At 59.9% G+C, this 16,891-nt stretch carries 15 protein-coding genes; 1 reads left to right on the plus strand and 14 read right to left on the minus strand.

Annotated features, from left to right (window positions below; translation table 11 throughout):
• Complete coding sequence (ilvD, locus tag NSJP_RS01050; protein WP_080885092.1) at positions 1 to 1,662, plus strand: dihydroxy-acid dehydratase; 1,662 nt, start codon at positions 1 to 3, stop codon at positions 1,660 to 1,662.
• A 13-nt stretch (positions 1,663 to 1,675) separates the two neighbouring features.
• On the opposite strand, the gene NSJP_RS01055 is transcribed toward ilvD, so the two are convergent.
• The 14 genes from NSJP_RS01055 to asnB form a co-directional block, all read right to left on the minus strand.
• Complete coding sequence (locus tag NSJP_RS01055) at positions 1,676 to 2,398, minus strand: class I SAM-dependent methyltransferase (RefSeq protein ID WP_231989458.1); 723 nt, start codon at positions 2,396 to 2,398, stop codon at positions 1,676 to 1,678.
• A 125-nt stretch (positions 2,399 to 2,523) separates the two neighbouring features.
• The gene (locus NSJP_RS01060; protein WP_172834068.1) at positions 2,524 to 3,585 is read right to left on the minus strand and encodes a S1C family serine protease; all 1,062 of its coding nucleotides are present in this window, start codon (positions 3,583 to 3,585) and stop codon (positions 2,524 to 2,526) included.
• 91 nt (positions 3,586 to 3,676) lie between these two features.
• Positions 3,677 to 4,864, minus strand: coding sequence for a glycosyltransferase family 4 protein (locus NSJP_RS01065; RefSeq protein WP_080885095.1), 1,188 nt, complete (start codon positions 4,862 to 4,864; stop codon positions 3,677 to 3,679).
• A gap of 9 nt (positions 4,865 to 4,873) precedes the next feature.
• Positions 4,874 to 6,202: a protoporphyrinogen/coproporphyrinogen oxidase gene (locus NSJP_RS01070; protein ID WP_080885096.1), complete on the minus strand. Its 1,329-nt coding sequence runs from the start codon at positions 6,200 to 6,202 to the stop codon at positions 4,874 to 4,876.
• The gene (locus tag NSJP_RS01075) at positions 6,199 to 7,242 is read right to left on the minus strand and encodes an MraY family glycosyltransferase (protein ID WP_080885097.1); all 1,044 of its coding nucleotides are present in this window, start codon (positions 7,240 to 7,242) and stop codon (positions 6,199 to 6,201) included. The genes NSJP_RS01070 and NSJP_RS01075 overlap by 4 nt, the downstream gene beginning before the upstream one ends.
• A 36-nt stretch (positions 7,243 to 7,278) precedes the next feature.
• A complete protein-coding gene (locus NSJP_RS01080) occupies positions 7,279 to 8,394 on the minus strand; it encodes a glycosyltransferase (RefSeq protein ID WP_080885098.1) in 1,116 nt (371 codons plus the stop codon).
• Positions 8,384 to 9,751: a glycosyltransferase gene (locus tag NSJP_RS01085; RefSeq protein WP_080885099.1), complete on the minus strand. Its 1,368-nt coding sequence runs from the start codon at positions 9,749 to 9,751 to the stop codon at positions 8,384 to 8,386. Before NSJP_RS01085 ends, NSJP_RS01080 begins: the two co-directional genes overlap by 11 nt.
• 18 nt (positions 9,752 to 9,769) lie before the next feature.
• A complete protein-coding gene (locus NSJP_RS01090) occupies positions 9,770 to 10,681 on the minus strand; it encodes a glycosyltransferase family 2 protein (RefSeq protein ID WP_172834069.1) in 912 nt (303 codons plus the stop codon).
• Between the two features lie 4 nt (positions 10,682 to 10,685).
• The gene (locus tag NSJP_RS01095; protein WP_172834070.1) at positions 10,686 to 11,513 is read right to left on the minus strand and encodes an FkbM family methyltransferase; all 828 of its coding nucleotides are present in this window, start codon (positions 11,511 to 11,513) and stop codon (positions 10,686 to 10,688) included.
• 11 nt (positions 11,514 to 11,524) lie between these two features.
• The gene (locus tag NSJP_RS01100) at positions 11,525 to 12,412 is read right to left on the minus strand and encodes a class I SAM-dependent methyltransferase (protein ID WP_080885102.1); all 888 of its coding nucleotides are present in this window, start codon (positions 12,410 to 12,412) and stop codon (positions 11,525 to 11,527) included.
• Between the two features lie 18 nt (positions 12,413 to 12,430).
• Positions 12,431 to 13,111 carry a methyltransferase domain-containing protein gene (locus tag NSJP_RS01105; protein WP_080885103.1) on the minus strand — a complete coding sequence of 227 codons (681 nt, stop codon included), beginning with the start codon at positions 13,109 to 13,111 and terminating at the stop codon, positions 12,431 to 12,433.
• Between the two features lies 1 nt (position 13,112).
• Positions 13,113 to 14,081, minus strand: a complete 969-nt coding sequence (locus NSJP_RS01110) for a glycosyltransferase (protein ID WP_080885104.1) — start codon at positions 14,079 to 14,081, stop codon at positions 13,113 to 13,115.
• Between the two features lie 57 nt (positions 14,082 to 14,138).
• Positions 14,139 to 14,837: a class I SAM-dependent methyltransferase gene (locus NSJP_RS01115; RefSeq protein ID WP_080885105.1), complete on the minus strand. Its 699-nt coding sequence runs from the start codon at positions 14,835 to 14,837 to the stop codon at positions 14,139 to 14,141.
• 56 nt (positions 14,838 to 14,893) lie between these two features.
• Positions 14,894 to 16,870: an asparagine synthase (glutamine-hydrolyzing) gene (gene asnB, locus NSJP_RS01120; protein WP_080885106.1), complete on the minus strand. Its 1,977-nt coding sequence runs from the start codon at positions 16,868 to 16,870 to the stop codon at positions 14,894 to 14,896.
• Positions 16,871 to 16,891: the final 21 nt, after the last annotated feature.

Here is a 16,891-nt window from a genome sequence, read left to right on the forward strand (position 1 = left end):
ATGAAATTGAAGAGCCATGAGTTGCTGGTCGGCCCTGGGCGGGCTCCCGCCCGCGCCATGTTGAAAGCGGTCGGATTCACCGACGAGGACCTATCCCGTCCGATCATCGGGGTCGCCAATACCTGGATCGAAGTGATGCCCTGCAATTTCCACCTGCGCCGGCTGTCGGAGCGGGTGAAGGCGGGCATCCGGGCCGCAGGCGGCACTCCGATCGAGTACAACACCATCGCGGTATCCGACGGGATCTCGATGGGCACCGAAGGGATGAAGGCCTCCCTGATCAGCCGCGAGGTCATCGCCGATTCGATCGAGCTCGTCGCGCGCGGACATCTCTTCGACGGCGTCGTGGCACTGTCCGGTTGCGACAAGACGATTCCCGGAACGGTGATGGCACTGGCGAGGCTCAATGTTCCCTCGCTGATGCTGTACGGCGGCTCCATCATGCCGGGACAGTTTCAAGGGCATGACGTCACGATTCAGGACGTCTTCGAAGCCGTCGGCAAACACGCCTCCGGTCGGATGACCAACGAAGAGTTGAAGGACTTGGAGGATCACGCCTGCCCCGGTCCCGGCGCCTGCGGCGGCCAATTTACCGCCAACACGATGGCCATCGCCTTCGAATTCCTGGGGATCTCACCGATGGGCCGCAACGGCGTCCCCGCCATGGACAATCGGAAGGACGACGTCGCCTTCGACTGCGGCAAGCTGGTGATGGATTTGTTGAAGCAGGATCTCCGCCCTCGTCGGATCATCACCCGCAAGTCCCTGGAGAATGCGATCGCCGCCGTCGCCACCACCGGAGGATCGACCAACGCCGTGTTGCATCTCCTTGCGATCGCGCGGGAAGCGGGCCTCAAGCTCACGATCGACGATTTCGACAAGATCAACCGCAAGGTGCCGCTGCTTGCCGACTTGAAGCCGGGCGGCCGTTTTGCCGCCGCCGACCTGTATGCGGCGGGAGGGACGACGTTGGTGGCCAAGCGGCTGCTCGACGCCGGTCTGCTCCACGGAGACCAACCGACGGTCACGGGCCGCACGATCGAGGAAGAAGCCAAGGGCGCCAAGGAAACGCCGGGCCAGCAGGTACTGCGTCCCCTTTCGAATCCCATCAAGCCGACTGGCGGATTGGTGGTCTTGAAGGGTAATCTTGCGCCTGAAGGCTGCGTGGTGAAAGTGGCAGGCCACTCGATGACGCATTTCCGGGGACCGGCCAAGGTCTTCGACCGGGAAGAAGACGCCTTCGTGGCGGTGAAAGCGGGGCAGATCAAGGCAGGCGACGTGGTCGTCATTCGCTATGAAGGACCGTCGGGAGGTCCCGGCATGCGCGAGATGCTCGGCGTGACGGCGGCGATTGTCGGCGCCGGCCTCGGCGACAGCGTCGCCCTCCTCACGGACGGCCGGTTCTCCGGCGCGACGCATGGGCTCATGGCCGGGCACGTCGCTCCCGAAGCCGTCAGAGGCGGACCGATTGCCGCAGTGAAGAACGGCGACATCGTTGTATTCGACATCCCCAAGCGCCGCCTGGATCTGGAATTGAGTCAGAAAGACATCAAGGCAAGGATGAAAAAGGTCAAGATGCCGGTTCCGCGCTATAGTTCCGGCGTGATGGGCAAGTATGCCCGGCACGTGTCTTCGGCCTCCGAAGGAGCCGTGACGAGCTAGGACACACCTGGGTTTACTTGCCGGGTTTTTCCAGGCAGACGGTCAGGACGGCGGTGACCGCATCATCATGACTGTACTTGTGGAGATAGGATAGGGCCGGCAAGGCCCGTCCGATCTCCTCGTTCACCTGCGATTCTTCGTTCCGCAACAGGAACCTCACTTCATTGAACAACGTCAGCCATTCCGATTTCCTCAATCGGTTCACGTAGGAACTCCGGTTCCACCGCATCAGGTTCCAGAGCCGCTCCGAATAGCGAAGGCAGTCGAAAACCCTGAGCGGGTCCGGCTCGGCCCTTCCATAGTGCGAGTGATCGCAGAGGTCGATGAGGGCCACTAGCCGGCCGCCCGGGCGCAGGATCCGAAAGCATTCGCGTAGGGTCACGGCCGGATATCGCAAATGCTCGAAGGCCGTATAGGAACAGACGACGTCGAAGCACCCGGCTTCGAACGGTAAAATCATTCCATCGTAGATCCGATAGGCAATCTGCTTGCGTTTGGCTTGATCCGGTGAGACATAGGCTTCGATGTCCACGGCGCTGCAGCTTTTCGCTCCGGCGGCCATGGCATGTTCCAAAACTTCGAGAGTCTGGCCTGGACCAATCTCAAGAATATCCTGTCCCTCGATCGGCACAAACCGGGAATAGAACCGCAACACCTGACGCGCCAACCCGGCATCGCCGCTGAGCCCGGTCGAGTGAAGTCCTCTGGCAAGCCGGGCGACCGGCTTGATTCCCATCAAGGTATTCTGAAGGACGGCTAAGGGCCAAGACATATGTGCGATAGGCGGCCTGTGCACCCCACGCAATGCTGACGCATGGGCTCCTGGCCGCGAAACAGGCGACGACGATGGGGCGCGGCCTCTCACCGGCCTTTCATCCGACCGCGCATCTCGTTGATCATGTCGGTGAGCTCCGCTTCGGCTCTGGCTCGTTCACTGACCAGTTTATCGAGATTGTACGGGCGCGCTGGCTCCGGGCCTGTCTGATTGGGACTGGTTTGTTTGGGATTTGCTTGCTTGGAATTTTCCTGGTTGGGATTTGTCAGACTTGGATTTCTCTGATTGAGATCCGGCTTTTCCGGTTTGACCGGAGTTTCCACGGGAGAAGGTTGAACAGGCTTGGCAGGAGGCGACGGCACTTCCGAAGCGGCCTGCGTCTGCGGCGGCGTCACGACGCCTGCTTCCGAACGGCCGCCGATTCCCTGCTCACGGAGCCATTGCGCCGCAACGTTGGATTTGAGCGAGAAACTGATGCTCGTGATCGGGAGGCCGTCGGACGCCACGCGGGCGATGGCGGTATTCACGCCGATCATGCGCCCGCCGGTGTCCAGGAGCGGACCGCCGCTGTTGCCACGATTCAATCCCGTTTCCGTCTGAAAGACATTCTTGCCCCGCACACCGTTGAAGTTGTCCACCTCCGCGCTGATGACGCCGGTGGTCAAGGTCCATAACCCGCCCTGCTCGGGATGTCCGATAGCCACGACCCGGTCACCGATTCTCGTCGCGGTGGAATCGTCCAGCCCCACGGTCGGAAGCGGGTCGCTCGCGGACTCAAGTTTCAACAGCGCCAGGTCCAACGGCTGGGAATAGGCCACCATCTTTGCCCGAACCATGCGCGAAAGATCCGATTGCGAGTTGCCGGTCACACGAGAGGGCTTCAGGAATACCGACAGACGGGGGAAAGGCCGTCCTGTCCGTTCGTCGACGACGACATGTGCGTTGGTGAGTACATACCCGTCCGGCCGAATGATCGAACCGGTTCCCCCGCTCCCCTTCCCTCCGTTGCCGTCCTGATGCCCCATGACCATCACGACGGCCGGCGACGCCTGTTCATAGATTTCCCGCGGAGAGAGATCTTGCGCGGAGGCCCAGCCCAGCCACAGGAGCGGGAAGACGAGGACGAGTTCAAGGATGAGAATGTTCATACGACCGACCAACCGATGGGCCAGTGTGGTCCTGAACGCCTTCCGCATTATACCGGAATCGCCCGTGCGCAACAGGCACGAGAACGACCGGTCATCTCGAAAGTCCCAGGGCTTGAGACTGCATGTCGTCGCGGCGCGCTTCCAACAATTCTGCATAGAGCGTTTGATATTGATACACCATATGGTCGATATGAAACTCGAGCGGGAGTGAGCCGGCCCGCTTCAGCGCATGCCCGCGCGACTCGCGGCCCTCGCGATACAGCTGCACGAGAAAGGCGGACAGAGCCGCCACATCTCCGTCATCGACCACTATTCCTGACCGATGAGTCTCCATGGCTTCTCTCACTCCCCCTACATTGGTCGCCGCGATCGGAAGGCCGGTCGCTCTGGCTTCAAGAATGACACGGGGCAGCCCTTCCCAACGGGAGGTCAGCACGAAGGCGTCCATCGCCTTCATGGACGCGGGGATATCCCGTCTCCACCCGGCCAAACGGACGCGGTCCTCGAGCCTGTACCGGACGATCAGCGACTCCACCGATTGGCGTAGTTCTCCGTCTCCGATGAGCACGAATCTGGCCTGGGGAAGACGGTCGCACACGTTTTTGGCCACGGCCATGAAGTGTTCAGGGGCTTTTTGCGGCTTGAGGCAGGCCACCGTCCCGATCAGCCAATGATCGGAGCCGGCCCCGAACTCGCAACGCATGGCCGCACGATCCCGCTCATCGAACGGCAGCTCGAACGGCCCGGGATCAATTCCCGGCCTGATGAGCGACACGTTCTTTTCAAACAGTCCCCAGCGCCTGCCTCTGTCGATGTCGGCTTGCGCCACGGCAATCCAATAGGTGGTAATCCATCCGGTGATCCGTTCAAGCCGGGTGAACAACCATCGAACCGCCGGTGACTGCCCCGGAGTAATGCCGAAGCCATGGATGGTATGCAGGATGATCGGTACCCCGGCGAACCAGGCGGCCCATCGGCCTAAAATGCCTGCTTTGGAACTATGCGTGTGGACGATCGTGGGACGGAGACGGCGAAACAGGAAGATCAACTCGACGAGTGCTGCGACGTCTCCGAAAAGATGCACGGGACGGCCGAGCCAGGACAACAGGATAACGTCAAGTCCCCTGATCGCCTTTGCATCCTCATCGAGCAGGCCGCCCGGACCGGTGGCGAGTACGAGGCGATACTTGGCGGGGTCGAGATGGGAGACGAGATGCAGGGCGATTTCCTGCGCGCCGCCGAGTTCGAGTTTCGTGATGACGTGGCAAACCGTTTCCATGCAAGAGGCTCACGCGGTCACTGGCTGCGCCTGTTGTCCTCTCAGCTGTTCGGCCAATCGCTTGCCTTGTCCGATCGCATCTTCCATGGACGTGTGCTCCCAACGGCCATACCGGCCGATCGAATGAATTCCACGGCGCTCAAGTTCGGCAAGAATGGCGGGTATCGCCTTGGCACGGTGGCGATCGAAGTACACGTACGCGTACCGCAAGTCTTTGACGTCGGCCACGACAAGGTCGTCGTCGGGACGCAGGATCCCGGCTTGTTCCAAGCCGGAACGCGCCTGTTCGATCAGTTGTTCCGGCGCTCGCTGCTCCGCCGGCCGATGTGAAATTTCCACATACATGGAACTGCAGCCGGACCGGCCGAGCGACGGAGAAAAACTCATGGGAAATCCGACGCGATAGAATGGGTACCCGGACTCCGGGAAATAGATCCAGTGCTTGTCCGAAACCTGTTCCCGCGACACCCCGAGATTGACGTTATAAACGGACACCCAGCGAAGTCCCGCCGCGGCTTCCTTCAAGCGTTGGGGAAAGTCCGGACAACGACGGACCAGTTCGGGCACGGGGATGGTCGAAACGAGGGATTCATAGTGCTCGGTCCTGCTTTCCCCTCGCCGCCGATCATGGAACAGCGCCCGACGGCGCTTCGTATCCACCTCGATCAACTCACAGTCACGTTCCACCTGATCGATGCCGGACAGGAACGACTCAGGCAGGACGCGGATTCCGTCGTTCGCCGGATAGAGGAACGAAGGGTTGTAGCCGAAAGCTTTGTCCTTGATGCCCAATGCCCCATTGATGACGTCTTTGAGTTCCGGTTTCGGCACGAGCCATGACACCCAATCGGACGTCAATTCGTCGAGGGACACCTGCCAGAGCTTTTCGTTGAACGGCACCATGAAATGCTTGGCCATGCCGTCCCCGAGATTGTCCAGAATCCACTGTTTGAACGACCGGTCTTTGGGCGCGATCGACGCGACCGGCTGCGTGAGCGTCGCGATGAATCCCATCAGGCACTCCCGTATCACTTCGGGAGGCAAACCGAACGTGTTCACCTGAAACGGATACTCCGTGTACGTCTGATGCGAATAGATGAACGACTTTCTCCCGTGCTGCTGCAGTCTGCCTGCGAGCAGCCGTTCGACCAGCGCTTTGATTTCCGCCTGCCGGAAATGCAGCAGATGTCCCGTATAGTCGAACGTGAACCCATCCTTCCGATAGGACCGGCACAGCCCGCCCACGTCCTGCTCCCGTTCATAGATGCGATAAGGAAGACCGGACAGGTGATAGGCGGTGCTGAGACCGGCCAACCCGGCTCCGACGATGACGATCATGCAGCAGTCCTTTCCTCTTCCGGTTTGCCCGGGGCGTGATCCGGCCTCCGCACATCGAGCCGCTTCAAGACCGCCGTGGCGGCGAGCAGCACTGCAGCGGTCCCGAGGCACAGTCCCATCGCAACCTGTTCATTGGCGCTCATGACGAGCAGTCCGATTCCCGCGACGCAGGCCGTCGCCGCGTAGCTGGCGATGACCACTTGGGGTACCGACATCCCCCAATGGCGCAACCGAATCGCAATATGGTCCGGACTGCCCCAGAAGATCGGCAGGCCACGTTGATACCGGACGTACATGACGAACAGTGTGTCGAAGATCGGAATGCCGAGAATGAACACGGGGGTGAGCAGCGAGAAAGGGTGGGCGCTCGGATACTTTTCAATCATCGTCATGGCGCCGAGGAGCAGCCCGATGAACATGGCTCCGGTATCGCCCATGTAGATCCGCGCGGGTTGCCAGTTGTACCGAAGAAAGCCGACCAGGCTGCCGATCAACGCCGCCAGCATGAAGACCATCGTCTGATCGTTCTGCAAGACCGCCACAATGAGAAGAAACATGGCGCTCACGGCGCCCACACCGGCCGACAGCCCATCCATGATGTCCAGCAGATTGAACGCATTGATGAGTCCGACCATCCAGAACACGGTCAGGATCAGATCGAGCCATTCGGGGAACGCAGCGATTTCGATTCGGATTCCGCTCTTGATCAGGACAAACACGGCGAGCAGCTGTCCGGCGAGTTTTGTCCAGGGGGTGAGCACGCCGAAATCGTCGATGAGCCCGAGCATCACGACGATGGTTCCACCGAGGATGATCCCCAATACGTCATGCCGAAACTCGAAGGTGAATGCCAGGCTCATCAGAAACGCCAGGTAGATGGCAAGCCCGCCGAAATAGGGCACCGGCTCCCGCTGGTGTTTCAGACGGCCGTCCGGCGCGTCGACGATCCCGTATTTCAGCGCCGCAGTCCTCGCGATCGGCACGCCATAGGACGCGAGCAGAAATCCGAGGATCAATGTCAGGATGGACAAGTACGTCACGGCACTCTCATCAATCAGCGGTCGTGTATTTTCAGATCACGCATGGGCCAGGCACGCGTCATACACTTGTTCATGCCGGCGAACGACGGTCGCAATGCCAAAATTGTCCCTGACAAAATCGCGCCCCCGGCTGCCCATGCGACGGGCCGATTCCTGATCCCGCAGCAACGTCGTCATGGCCTCGGCCAATGCGAGGGGAGATCCCGGTTCGACGAGCAATCCTGTCTCGCCCTGCTTCACGAACTCGGGAATGCCGCCGACGGCGGTGGCGATGACCGCCTTTCCTGAAGCCATGGCTTCGAGAATCGCGATGCCGAACCCCTCATAGAGGGACGGCATGACGAAACCATGCAGGAGCGGTAACACTCTGGGAATGTCCCTCCGGCAGCCGGCAAAAACGACCCTCGAAGCGATCCCCAAATGCTCGCTCATGGTTTGCAGCATGTCCCGGGCGGGGCCGTCTCCGACGATCAGGATCTGGCAGAGCGGAGAACCTTCGCGGCGACGCATCTCGGCCAGGGCTTGCAGCAGGATGGACAACCCCTTTTTCGGTTCGACGAGCCGGCAGACGGTTCCCAGAACGGGCAAGTCCTGGCTGAGTCCCAGTTCTTGCCTCGTGGCGGCGTCGCTCGGATTGAACTGCTGGGGATCGAGCCCGAACGGAATGATCGTATAGCGGGCGGGCCTCGCACAGACCTGTGACGATACGGAGCGTCGAACCGCTTCGCTGCAACAGACAATGGTATGGGACCACCCGAATGTGAGGCGATCCAACGCCCGGATCAACCATCCCTCGCTCACCACTTCATCGTGATAGGACGAGATGACGGGAACCGCCTTCATGGCACGGCCGAGCAGCCTCGCCGCCATATTTGCCCAAAAAAGAAAGGCCTGAATCACGTCGGGCCGTTCCCTCCTGACAAGTTTCCAGAGTCGAAACAAAACCAGCGCGTCGAGTTTTCCCGTTCCATTGAGCGACACCACCCGCACTCCCCTGGCGCGCAATTCGTCCGCCAGGCATCCGGCGGTCTTGAGGCAACAGACCGTCACGTCGTAGCGAGACCGATCGATCCTCGACGCCAATTCCAGAATATGGGTTTCCGTGCCTCCGACTCCCAGGCCGATCGCCAGAAGCATCAACCTAGCAGGCATGGGCCAATTCCTTCTTTGTCTGATTGCGGGCCGCCATCTCCCCGTACCACCCGAGATATGCGTCGACCTGCCTGTCCAATCCGAAGAGGCGCGAGGCCCGTTCCGCGGCTGCTCTCCCGATGGCCGCGCGCAGCGACTCCGTCGAGAGCAGGCGGTACACGTGCGCCGCCATCGAGTCGGCGTCGCCTGCGGGCACGAGAAAGCCGGAACGTCCTTCCTCGACCTGTTCAGGAATGCCGTCGACCGCCGTGGCCACGACCGGAATCCCGCAACTCAAGGCTTCCAGGATCGTATTGGGGAAGGTGTCCGACTTTGCCGCGTGCACATAGACATCCGCAGCTTGATAGAAACGGGCGGTGACGGCTCGCTGGGTCTGAAACGGCACACACCGGATTTCTCCGTTGTCGAAGACGTGCGTCTCATCCGCTTCTCCCAATACCAGCAGCAAGACCTTCCGGGTCCGGAATCGGGCAGCGACCCGGATCGCACAGGCCTCCACCGTCTTGTAATCCTTGAAGATGTTCTGCTTGGCGGCATTGGCGACGAACAACAGAATGGCCGCATCTTGAGGCAATCCCAGCGACGCTCTCGCCTCGTCCTTCCGGCCGGGACAAAACACGGCGGAATCGACCCCGTTCGGAATGACCCGGCCCTCGATGACGGCCGGAGCCAGCATGGACTGTTCCACCTGACGCATCAGCCACCGGGACGGCGTCGCGATGTAAAGACGGGAGTCGTCGTAAATGGACTGCTTCATCCGCCAGTTGTGCGCCGTCCCGTCTCGGGCCAGCGCGGGATAAATGGAAAGATCCGGACATCGCCCACATCCCGTTTTCCAACGGTCACAGCCCAGCGTATAGGCGCAATGGCCGCTGAGCAGCCACGTGTCGTGCAACGTCAACATCGTCGGCACCCGACGGCTCAGCCATGGAAGCATCCGCAAATCGAAATATCCTCCCCGTGTCAGCCATCCCCCGTGAAGATTGTGACAGTGGACGACGTCAGGTTGGTTCTCCATCTGTTGAAAGAGCCGCCAGGTTTCGGGAAAATTGAAGTTCTCTCTCCCCAATCGTGACTGAACCCAGGCGGGAGGATAGGCTGCGTACAATTCCAACCATCGACGCAGCCGCCAGGCACCACGGATCCGTCCCTCGTACGGGGCCAATCGTCGGCTCAAGCGCACCGGCCACCGCCGTTCATCCAGGGGGAACGTCGTGACATCGGAATCACCAGTCCGTTTGTCTCCGACCGCCATCCGGGAGAGATGGCCGCGGCGCCGATACGCCGAAAACAGCTCCCAGGCGACGGCTTCGGCTCCGCCCCCCTTGTCATACGTACTTATCTGGAGAATTTTCATCGAGTCAGAATAGCATGCTCATATGACAAAGCCCGAGATGATTCGCCATTCTGAAACGCCGTCCCATGTGATGACGTTGGTGGGAAATGTAAGCTTTACGCGATGCGACGCCGCCAGCATCATGTCCGGAATCGGCAGGAGCGCGCCATGACGCGCGACTTTCCAGAGCATGCCGCGCACAAGCGCTTCGATTCCCCCGCAAGGCTTCCCTCCGTACTGGCGAAGGACCTGTTCGGCTTCCGCCAGATACTGCTCGGCCTGGAGGACGGACTTCTGATTACCATGGGCACGAAATCCTCCCAGCGGCGCCAGCACACCGTACAGGTCGGCATGCGTATAGAACCTTGCCCAGAGTTCGAAGTCGGACGCCAAGCCCAGCGAGGTTTCGATCCGCCCTCCTGCCCGCTCCCAGAGCGATCTCCTCCAGAACGTCGATTCTTGCTGAATCCATCGCCGCCCATAGGACCCCTTGCTGGGGCAATTACCGCCTCTGAGGAACGACCCGCGATTGAATCCTCCGGTGAAACTCACGGCTACGGCCTGCCCTCGGTCGTTCCAACTCAAGGGCTGCAGGGTGCTGATCCATTCCACTTCCGGGTAGCGCAGAAAAATGTCCCTCACAATGGAGAAAGACCAGGGAGTGAACTTGTCGTCGCTGTTGAGCCACGCCATGATCTCGCCTGTGGTTCTGGCGAATCCTTTATTGATGGCGTCATATTGCCCCTTGTCGGGCTCGCTCACCCAATACGCCAGGCGGTCCTGATACCGGCGGATGATGTCTGGGCTGCCGTCCGATGATCCGCCGTCGATGATGACGTATTCGAGGTTGCCGTCATCCTGAGTCAGGACGGACCGGACCGCGTCTTCCAGAAACGGCGCCTGATTGTAGGACGGCGTGACGATGGAGATGGTCAACGGACAAGGATTCACGGCATCACTCGACCGACAAGAGCCGTATGAGGTGCGATCGGAATCGAACGTTCTGGTCGTGCCGTTGGTCCGGCGTCGCATAATAGTGATGCCGCCGAAACGCTCCGTTCTCCTTCACGAACGAGATATCGACCTGGGAGAGGGCGTGGTCCAGTGGTCGATACTGGAGGTTGAGAATGTCGTATGGGACAAATCCCCTGGTCTTCATGAATTCGACGATGTCGCAGAACACCGGTCCCCGCTCAAAAAACTGAAAGAGCGAAACCTCCAGCAGCACCAGATCGGTTCTCTGAAGAACGCGCTCGGCTCCCGCCAACACATCGAGTTCCGCTCCCTGGACGTCGATCTTGAGCACGTACGGGGGTTCGGCGTGGCGTTCCCGGACCAATGCATCGACGGTCACCGAGGGAACCTTACGAGGGATACCGTTGACTTCACTGCCTTCTTCTGTTTCCCGATAGAGGGAGGAACCCACGAGATCGGGATGGATGTTGACCATTACCCCGTCCCGATGATCGGTCGCGGCCGCAAGCTCATAGGTCGCCCCGGGGATGTCTTTGACCACCTTGTCCAGGGATGGGAGATACTCTTCGAGCGGCTCGACCAGCAGGTATCGGGCATCGGGAAATACGCCCCGGCAAGTCCGTGTAAATGATCCGACCGCTGCCCCGACGTCGATCACGGTCTTCGGATCCAGGCCGGCTTCTCGGGCCTGTGTCAGACTTCCTTCGAGGGAAGGACGTTCGCTGCCGGGTTCACCCGCCGCAACCGGTTGGATCCGGCGGATCTCAATTCCAAATGCTCTAGCGGTACGTTGAATGAGTTTCTTCACACCCGCTCTCATTAGGATCTCACCGCTTCCATGAATAGTGAATCCGGCTTTCGAACGCGCCCGTCCAGCACGTCAAGACCAAAGGTTGCGAAGGCCGGAATACGGCTTTCGAAAGCGGTGCGCGTATGAATCTGTTGAAACCCGGCCTGTTCGAGCAACCGCCGAAGCGAAAATCGGTCGTACATCCACCGATGAATTTCTCCGGACTGACGGAAAAGACCTTCCTGCATCGCTTGCCTTCCCCGCGCGCCGGCCAAGGCTCCGCACCACTGGGCAGCCACATCCTGGAAGCTGTGCCCTGTACGCTGGAAGATTCGCTTCAGCGGGGCGACCGCCGCGCACAATGCACGCTGCAATCCGGCATGAGGGGGACCGGCTACATTCCGATCGTCCGATGGACGAGGATTATCCACGGTCTTGGACTGGCACAGGTATTCTTTCGCTCCGGGACCGATTCTGGACAACACATAGTCCGCATTGCCTCCCGCTTGTGATCTCAGGTATCGTTCCATTTCACCGCCCGATTCCGTGCGAACCAGTTGATCCAGCATCTCCAACGTGATCCATTCATAGCGCCGGGCCGCTGTTTCATCTCCGCTCGCCGCCTGGGTCAACAGGCTGAGATATTCCTTGGTCATGGCTTCGAGATCGGGAACCGCCAGTCGGATGATTCCACCGGGCTTGAGCACCCGTCCGGCTTCTACCATAAGGGCGCGAGCCTGCGTCCGTGACAGGTGTTCCAGAAAATGGGACGAGTAACAGGCGTCCACTTCGGCGTCGGCGAATGGGAGGCCGAGTAACGCGTCCCATCGCTTGACCTGTCCATGCGACGGACGGACGTCCAGATTGATCCAGGCCGGGTGCCAGGTTGAACCGCAGCCGATGTTGACCAGCACCATGACGCGCGTTCGCTTGAATTAGGGATTTCGCAGTACGATTATCGGGTCGCGGCCGAGAAGTCCCACGTCGCCCTGAAGCACTTCCCACCCCGCTTCCCCGGCTATGCGGCACATGGTCGCCTGATCATTCCTCGGCCACCAGATTTCCCGATCGGGTTTGTTTCGAAACTCAGTCGGCACTCCGCCCCTCTCCCACCCGAAGTGGTCGAGTTTGGACCAATCCCCATATTGATGCGCCGCGATGCCTCCGGTTTTCATCTTTGCTCGGGCGGATCGCAGGATGTCACCGATGGATTCGATTTCATTATGGCAGAGCACGCCAAAGGACCAAAAAAAATCGAAATATCGGTCAGGAAGGCCGGCAAACGTATTGTCCTGTACGCGATGGCACACCAGGCGGCCAGCCGATAGATCGGGATGCAGCCATGGGCTGACGTCCTGGAAATCAACGGTATGGAGCTCGCCGTTTGGAATGTGTCGTAAGATTGCCCTGGACCATGATCCCCGGCCCGGCCCCAATTCGAGCACTTTGGAGTCGGCAAACAGGCGCGGCCGCACCACCCGGGTGAACACCCTGCGATAGGACCCTCCGCACTTCCGCTCCTCGCCCCACCGACGGCGTCCGGGAATCCAGGATAAAACGTCTCCGCTGTCGTACCCGTAATGAAACTCTGCTCTGAGCCAATCAAGGGTGGGCATGCTACACAACCTCCCGCCGGCCAATGGACCGGGAAACCCGTTCGGCCAACGAACGACAAGTATGGACCATGCGCCTCATCCATGGAGTCGCCCGTTGTGCAGCGGCGGCGTTTCCGTTTCTCATCGTCCGAAAGAACTTCGATATCATCTCGATCGCTTCACCGGACTCGCCGACCGGCTCGCGAAAAGCCCAGCGATCCTTGTCGCTCAGGCGCACGTCAAATGTCGTCGAGGGATGACAGTGCATGCCGCTACCGTCCATCCCGATGTTCTGCACCAGCGACTCGGTCGGATACAGGCAGAGCCCTCCCTGGAGAAACATACTGGCGTACCAACGTACCCCCCACACGTCGAGTTTGCCTGCCGCATGCTGCTGCAACATTGCATAGTAGGGATAGCTGTCCTCCACATCGAACTGCCGGCGTCGCTCGCTGGAGGCGAGCCGTTCCAACAGCGCAGCCGGATCCGAGCAGAAGCAGTTCCACGCCCGCTCCCAGGTCGCCCAGCCCCAGCTGCTGGCGACTCGGCAGAAAAACGTCTCGCCCAGGCACGAAACGTTCGGCATCGGCAGCACGTATCCCGAAACCTGCATGACGGTGCGGTCATTTTCATACCGTTCCAGCGCCTGATTCATGTAACTGATAAATCCACGGGCCACGACGAGATCGTCCTCCAGAATGATCACTCGACCGTGGGCACGGCATAGCTCGGTGACACCGGTGATGATCGAGCGCGCCAAACCAAAATTCTGCGTCCGGTTCACGATCCTGACGTCGGCAAAACCGACGGCGGCTTGCACGATCTCTCGAACCCGTCTCACCGCGCCTGCGTCGCCGGCCGTTTTGGGACCATCGCTGTAGACAATCAGAGTGCTCCGATCGGCCCAGTCGCAGCGAGACAGGGCTGCCAGCGTGCGCTGAAGATGCTCGGACCGGTTGTAGGCGAATACTGCAATGGGAGCGAGTTGCATCCCCCCTCCGCGGCGCCGCGAACTCGCGGCCTATGAATCGCTGAGCCGGTTCTGTCGCTATTTCGGATGCCGTGCGGAAAAGTACGCGGTGCGGCGCACGCCCGCCTTCAATTCGGGATACACGGTCACTTCCACATGAACATCGAAAAAGTATCGTCCGATTAGAGATTTCACTTCATCCGCCGTCTCAAACTCGTGCTGATGCTCCCAATTGTTCTTTCCCGCTTGATCCTTGGCGACCAGCGGCGTGGAGCCCACGAGCGTTCCCTGCTCCCCGACGGCGGCCTTCAGTCGATTCAGCAACAGAGTGCATTCCTCTTCGCTGAGATGCTCGATTCCCTCGAACCAAGCGACCACATCATAGGACGCTCCCGGCAGCCCGTCCTTGACGGCATCCTTTTGCCAATAGGTGATCTTGGGGTGCGCATGAATCGCGCGCGCATGGGCAATGGCTCGAGATTCCTTGTCGACGGCGTCGATTCGTCCGGCGATCGTGGCATAGAGATTCCGCGCATAGAATCCATCCCCGCAAAAGAGGTCGAGCACCGTACAGCCTTCGAACATATACCGACGAGCGAAGAAGCCCCGCTCGAGCCAAAACAAATTGTTCGGCCACTGATAGTACAAATCGATTCGATGATCGAACCAGGATGGGATGGAAGTACCCCGCAAGTAGGAAGACTCGAGCCGCTGCTTGTAATGCCATCGGTTGAGCGATAGCCCGAAGTCGGCAAGCCATGAGGGAATCGTGATCATGTTCGACCATCCATTTCGCGCTTACATTCTTGGTATGAGCCGGCCGTCGAAGACATTCAGGTTGTCGCGGAGGCGAATCTCTCGTAGGAAACCGCCCGGCCCGTATCGGCAAGGCACGACATCTGTCTGCACCAGGTTTCGAGTACCAGGGCTTTGAACGACAAGGGAGTTCCGGCTTCGGCCGGAAACGGACCCAGGGCCAGCGACTTGGCCGCTGGAGGAGTCAGAATACCTTCCTTGACGAGGTATCCATCGTTCAGCCAGTCGCCATAGACGGCAAAAATGGCCTGATGCCACTGCCGCCTGGGAGGCTCGAATCCCCGCTTCGGCCTATCGAGCACCCACGGGGGTATGAATCCCTTCACGGCCTCTCTGAGCCATGCTTTGGGTGCTAACGCTGAATCGGGACAGTTCTTTCGCAAACCGATGACGGTTTCCACCAGCTGATGATCCATCAAGGGCAATCGGAGTTCGACTGAGGAGGCCATACTCAATCGATCACCCTGAGTGATGCCGTTTCCCAAGAGATATGTTTCGCAGGCGAGACGAGTCATGAGAACGTCCAACTGCGGCCAGGGCTGCGAACACGTAAACGGAGAATAGGGAGAGGAAGGTTCCAGCCGGTCCATAAAGTCCTGCCCGTAGACGTGCGGAAGGTCCGTCCGTGCCGACTGAAAATCAGGCGTCAGATCGTAAAACACGAGATGCTCGGCCGGACTCATCCGATCGCGCTTGTAGTTTTTCCATCCCCTGCCGCAGCGATTCGCGAGAGTTCGGAGCCACCAGGCAACGGCGCGAGGCGTCAGTCTCGGCCATTCGAACGTGTCATCCCAATAGTGAAGCACCCCGACCGAGCCATCCAGCCGCAACGCGGCCTTACGCTGCGAATGCTTCACGGCGTTGCGAAGCCATGGGTAGCCCCAAAACAGTTCATCTCCGCCCTGCCCTTGCAACATTACTTTGATTCCGTGGTCGGCCGCACATCGCATGACCGCGTAATACCCATAGCCGGAGATGTCGGCGATCGGTTCGTCGCGCCAATAGTTCAGTTTGTCGAACGACTCCACCATGGCATCCTGATGAATCTCGATATCGTAGAACGGAATACCCAGATGGTCCGCAAAGGCCTTCGCATCGGTCCGTTCGTCGTGGGGCGGACGGCCCGGATATCCCACGCTGAAGGCGTGCACTACACCGGAATAGTATTTGGCCGCCAACGACGCCACGAGACTTGAATCCAGACCACCGCTCAACGCGATGCCGACCGGCACATCGGAGCGCGTCATCACCCCGCCGAGGTCTTCCAATGCGTTCCGGATGACGTCCGGAGGATTTCCAGCCAGCGCGGGCGCCTCTTCCATTCTCCAGTACCCGGTTTCCTCCACCCTCCAGGGATGATGCGAGACTTCAAGCGTATGCCCCGCAGGCAGCCGGCGAACGCCACGGACCACAGTCAAGGGATCAGGCACGTATTGATAATGAAAAAACAGGTCGACCGATCCAGGGTCCAGCTCGAACGGAACCATGCCAGAACGAAGGAGCGCTTTCAGCTCCGACGCGAAGACCAATCCTTCCGGGGCTTCGAACAGGTATAGCGGCTTTTCTCCCATACGGTCCCGGCCGAGCAGGAGACGGCCCGTTTTTCTGTCCCACAAGGCAAATGCGAACATTCCTCGAAGATAATCCACGCAGCGTCGCCCATGTTCCTCATACAAATGGAGGATCGTTTCGCAGTCGCTTCCCGAACGGAACCGATGGCCACGCCTCTCGAGAGACGACCGCAATTCGATGAAATTGTAGATCTCGCCGTTTGCGACCAGAACCAAGGACCGGTCTTCGTTGTACAGAGGCTGCCAGCCGCCCCCGACATCGATCACGCTCAACCGCCGCATGGCTAGTGCCGTAGAGCCGTCGTGAAACAGGCCTTCCCCGTCCGGTCCCCGGTGCGTGAGTTCCTCGTTCATCCGCTTCACACAGGATACGGTTTCGGGCGTGAGCGGTTCTCTTCCGATGATTCCGGCAATCCCGCACATGGAAGCCTCGTTTAGACTCCG

The organism is Nitrospira japonica, from assembly GCF_900169565.1.
Lineage (GTDB): Bacteria > Nitrospirota > Nitrospiria > Nitrospirales > Nitrospiraceae > Nitrospira_C > Nitrospira_C japonica_A.